Source organism: Endozoicomonas sp. ONNA2, from assembly GCF_024606365.1.
GTDB lineage: Bacteria > Pseudomonadota > Gammaproteobacteria > Pseudomonadales > Endozoicomonadaceae > Endozoicomonas.
The window spans coordinates 1-4,553 of sequence record NZ_JAHHPO010001118.1 but is presented as its reverse complement, the minus strand read 5'-3'; the positions used below and the strand labels follow the sequence as shown (position 1 = coordinate 4,553).

The window sequence follows — 4,553 nt, the reverse complement described above, 5'->3', positions numbered from 1 at the left end:
TAGTACCAGCCCAAGTAGCCAGAAATATTCGATTCCATATGGCCAGCTACTTAAGAGCGCTGTATCAAAATCAGATCAAGGAAATCTACACTAATTTACGCAAAAAATGCAGTAGTATAATGAATTCCTCTTTGAGTATTGCTTCTTTAGGCTGAAGGGATGAGGACGCTATAATACGGATTATGAAAAGACATTCACTGAAACCCGACTATCGTATCAACCTGATTCGCCTGCAACAGGTTTGTGAAAAGAACTATCTGCGTCTTATGTGTCTGCTGCCCAAATTATCAGATCAGGAGCACTTCCGCCTGCCGGTCAGGCACAGAAACCATTTGGATGGCGGCGTGGAATGGTTGGTCATTGACGTTTTGGAACGGTCGCCATTTACCACGTTGCTAAAGTTGCAAATGAAAGCAGACTGGGGGCAATTATTCAGCATGCCGAAAGCGGAAGTGCGCCTTTACCATGACGTCAGGATGGCCGAAGTTGTCTCTCGAAACACAAGCCAGATAATCCAGCCACGATACAATTATCCTAATAGAAAAATGCATCAGCCTGATGAAAAGGAGCAGCTTAATCTGTTTCTGGCCCACTGGCTTGATTACGCATTACCTGCCTGCCGGACTTATGCCGAAAAAACAGGATAAACTGCTGTCATCCCAATTTCGTCTTGAGCATTAAGAAAACAAACCATGAAAACCCCCAGAATTCGAGTCGTGCAAATGACCGACCCTCACCTCTTTGCTGATCCCGGCTCTACCCTGATGGGAATTAATACCTCTGCGACCCTGGATGAGGTGCTGGCAAAAATACAGAAGGACTACCGGGAACTTGATTGCCTTCTGGTCACCGGAGACCTGACGCAGGATGACAGTGCCGCTTCCTATCAGCACCTGAAAGAAAAACTGTCAACAATCCATGCGCCCAGCTACTGGTTGCCAGGCAATCATGACCAGCCCCATCTTATGAAGGCGATAAACCCATCGGCCATGCAAAAGCAGGTTATTCTGGATAATTGGCAAATAGTCCTGTTGAACACTCAGGTGGAGGGCAAAACACACGGATATCTCATGGAAACTGAGCTGGAACTGTTGAATACCTGTTTGCATCAGGAGTCGGACAAACATACACTTCTGGCACTCCATCACCACCTGGTTCCCATCAATAGTCGATGGATGGATCAGAGCGTGCTGCAAAACCCGAATGATCTGGCCAGAGTCATCACCGGTCACGACAATATCCGGGGTATCATTCACGGCCATGTGCACCAGGCCAGAAACTATCAATTCTACGATATTCCCGTTATGGCAACGCCTTCGACCTGCGTTCAGTTTGCGTCTGAGTCGGATGATTTTCAGGCTGATACCAGACAGCCGGGCTTTCGTGTGCTTGATCTGCTACCAGACGGCCAGATAATAACCAGCGTTGCAAGAGTCGCTGATGAACCAATGAAAGTTGACTCAAGATCAAACGGTTACTGACAGCACATTAACAATCAAAATCTCCCGGAGCGACAAAGTCCCGGGCTTTGGCATCCTGCGTCGCCCTGACTCATCCCTGTGATCGTGCGCGAGATTCGGGGCAGTTTATGAAATATCCGCCAAGGCATTGCTTCTCTGGGCAACTTTTTCCTGGCCAATTTTTTTCTGGGCAACCTTCTCTGAGCAAAACTGGAGGATTTCAAAAATATTTCAGAATTAAAAGATCAGAAAAATATAACTATTTTTTATTAAACAGCTTCGCATCCTCTCCTAAATTTATTGTTAGGTGCAGTAAACATAAGGATGTAGTTATGACCAGGATAAAGTCCATGCATCAGGATGAGTGGGACGATGCTTTGTGGAACAGCAATCACGAACACAGAAAGGCAAAAGCACGCAAAGCAAGGCACAAGGGGCTTCAATCATCTACCATAAGAGAAGGCATTGAAGACTACTATGAGAGAAACAATTTGAAAAACAATTTTTCAGAAAGTTTTCAAGAGTTTGATGACTATGACGGGGTAAACCAGCCGAACTACAACCCCCGAGTCTGACACATATCGTCAGCCACAAAATGCCACTTATTGAAAGTGGCATTTTTTATTAATGGCATAGCCGAAGAAAAATGTTTCATAAATTTTCTTTGCTGATTAGTAATCGACGTTACGATGATGGGTTAATGACGAATGACACCACCTTCCAAACTCCAATACCTCCACGGCTTTGGTAACGAACATGAAACCGAAGCCTTGGCAGGCGCCCTCCCCATCGGGCAATTCAATCCTCAACGTGCACCCATGGGGCTCTATGCAGAGCAGTTCTCCACCACCGCATTCACCGCGCCAAGACATCAGAACAGAAGGACCTGGATGTACCGGATTCGCCCGTCAGCAGCCCAGGGCAAGTATCAACCAATGGCATCGAACCTGCTTCGCTCTGGCCCGATTACCGAGGTACCAACGCCGCCGGACCCGATGCGCTGGGACGCACTTGATCTCCCTGCAGCACAAACCGATTTTGTTGATGGGCTGGTCACCATGGCAGCCAACGGTAACCTCCACAGTCACACCGGCTCTGCAGTACATATGTACCTGGCCAACCAGGATATGACTGATCGCTTCTTCTATAATGCCGATGGCGAGCTGCTGATCGTCCCTCAACAGGGTTCGATTCTTGCCAAAACCGAGCTGGGCCAACTATATGTCTCACCTGGCGAGATTCTGGCCATTCCCCGGGGCATCAAGTTTCAGATTCAACTCCCCGAAGGCCCCGTCAGAGGCTACATCTGTGAAAATTACGGCGCACCATTTGTTCTGCCCGAGCGCGGACCAGTAGGAGCCAATGGTTATGCCAATGATCGTGACTTCCACTATCCGGTGGCCTGCTTTGAGGATATCGACGGTGAGTTTGAACTGGTAGCCAAGTTTGCCGGCAACTTGTTCAGCTGCAGCCTGGATCATTCTCCCCTGGATGTGGTCGCCTGGGTGGGTACTTCTGCCCCCTACAAATACAACCTGTCCCGTTTCAATGTGATCAACACCGTGAGCTTTGACCATCCTGACCCATCCATCTTCACGGTTTTAACCTCCCAGAGTGACACTCCCGGGGTCGCCAATATCGATTTTGTCATCTTCCCGCCCCGCTGGATGGTGGCTGAAAACACATTTCGCCCTCCCTGGTATCACCGCAATGTCATGAGTGAATTTATGGGTCTGATTCACGGCACTTATGACGCCAAAGAACAAGGATTTGTGCCCGGTGGTGCCAGCCTTCATAACTGCATGAGCCCCCATGGGCCCGAGGCTGAAGTGTTTGACAAGGCCAGTGCCGCAAAACTGGAACCTGTGCGCTACCAAGACACCATGGCCTTTATGTTTGAATCTCGCTTTGTCTATGCACCAACCCGTTTTGCGCTGGACAGTAATGCTCGCCAAACCGACTATATTGATTGCTGGAAAGGGCTCAAGAAGCACTTCAGCCATTAAGAATAGAGAACTGGTTGTTTTTCTGACTTACCCCCGGAGACATAGAGTCCACCATGCTGACACTCAATGAAACACACGATGCAAACCTGACCAGCTGGGTTACATCGGCCAATAACAACGCCTGTGATTTCCCCATTCAAAACCTGCCCTTTGCCATCTTCCGACGTAAAGACCGCGGTGAATCTTTTCGGGCAGGTGTGGCTATTGGCAACCAGGTTCTGGATCTTGCCGCCGTCTCCCGCACCAGCATTGCCTCAGGACACCCCCGTGCGGCTCTGGAAACCTGCTGTGAGGAAACGCTGAACCGGTTTATGGGGCTGGGTTTTGAACACTGGTCATCCCTGCGACGGGCATTATCCAAAGCCCTGCGCACCGGCGCCCCGGAAGAAGCAGAGCTGTCCGGCGCTCTGGTTGCCATGGACGATGTGGAATATCAACTACCCTGCCAGATCGGCGATTACACCGACTTTTATACCTCCATCTACCATGCCACCAGCGTAGGTTCACTGTTCCGACCTGATAACCCATTGCTGCCCAACTACCAATGGGTGCCCATTGGCTACCATGGCCGTGCCTCCTCTATTGAGGTATCTGGCCAGAATTTTCACCGCCCCCGGGGCCAAACCAAAGCGCCGGATGCGAACACACCTTCTTTCGGCCCCTGCAAACGACTGGATTATGAGCTGGAAATGGGCATCTTCATTGGCGCTGGCAATGCCCTGGGAGAACCGGTAACGCTGGATCAGGCCGATCAACACGTATTTGGTCTGTGCCTGTTTAATGACTGGTCTGCCCGGGATATACAGGCCTGGGAGTATCAGCCACTGGGGCCATTTTTATCCAAGAGCTTTGCTTCCACCGTTTCCCCCTGGATTGTCACCCTGGAGGCGCTGGTACCTTACCTGACCAACTTTGAGCGCCCCGCCAGTGATCCGCAACCGCTGCCTTACCTTGACTCCCGGAAAAACCGCCAGCAGGGCTCCATTGATATACAGCTCTGTGCGCACCTACTGACCAAACGCATGGACCAGGAAGGAGCCCCCCCTGCAAAACTCTCTCAATCCAGCTTCCGACACTCATACTGGAC

The 4,553-nt window shown here is 50.2% G+C and carries 5 protein-coding genes; all 5 read left to right on the top strand.

The window, feature by feature from the left end; all coding sequences use genetic code 11:
- Positions 1–182: 182 nt before the first annotated feature.
- Complete coding sequence (locus KDK14_RS19820) at positions 183–647, top strand: DUF1249 domain-containing protein (RefSeq protein ID WP_257266951.1); 465 nt, start codon at positions 183–185, stop codon at positions 645–647.
- 45 nt (positions 648–692) lie between these two features.
- A complete protein-coding gene (cpdA, locus tag KDK14_RS19815; RefSeq protein WP_257266950.1) occupies positions 693–1,481 on the top strand; it encodes a 3',5'-cyclic-AMP phosphodiesterase in 789 nt (262 codons plus the stop codon).
- Between the two features lie 311 nt (positions 1,482–1,792).
- Entirely contained in the window at positions 1,793–2,035 is a 243-nt protein-coding gene (locus tag KDK14_RS19810; RefSeq protein ID WP_257266949.1) for a hypothetical protein, read from the top strand.
- A 132-nt stretch (positions 2,036–2,167) separates the two neighbouring features.
- Positions 2,168–3,466 (top strand): homogentisate 1,2-dioxygenase, encoded by a 1,299-nt coding sequence (hmgA, locus tag KDK14_RS19805; protein WP_257266948.1) that lies wholly within the window; start codon positions 2,168–2,170, stop codon positions 3,464–3,466.
- A gap of 53 nt (positions 3,467–3,519) precedes the next feature.
- Positions 3,520–4,553: fumarylacetoacetase (gene fahA, locus KDK14_RS19800; protein WP_257266947.1), on the top strand; the 1,034-nt coding region annotated here is incomplete at its 3' end.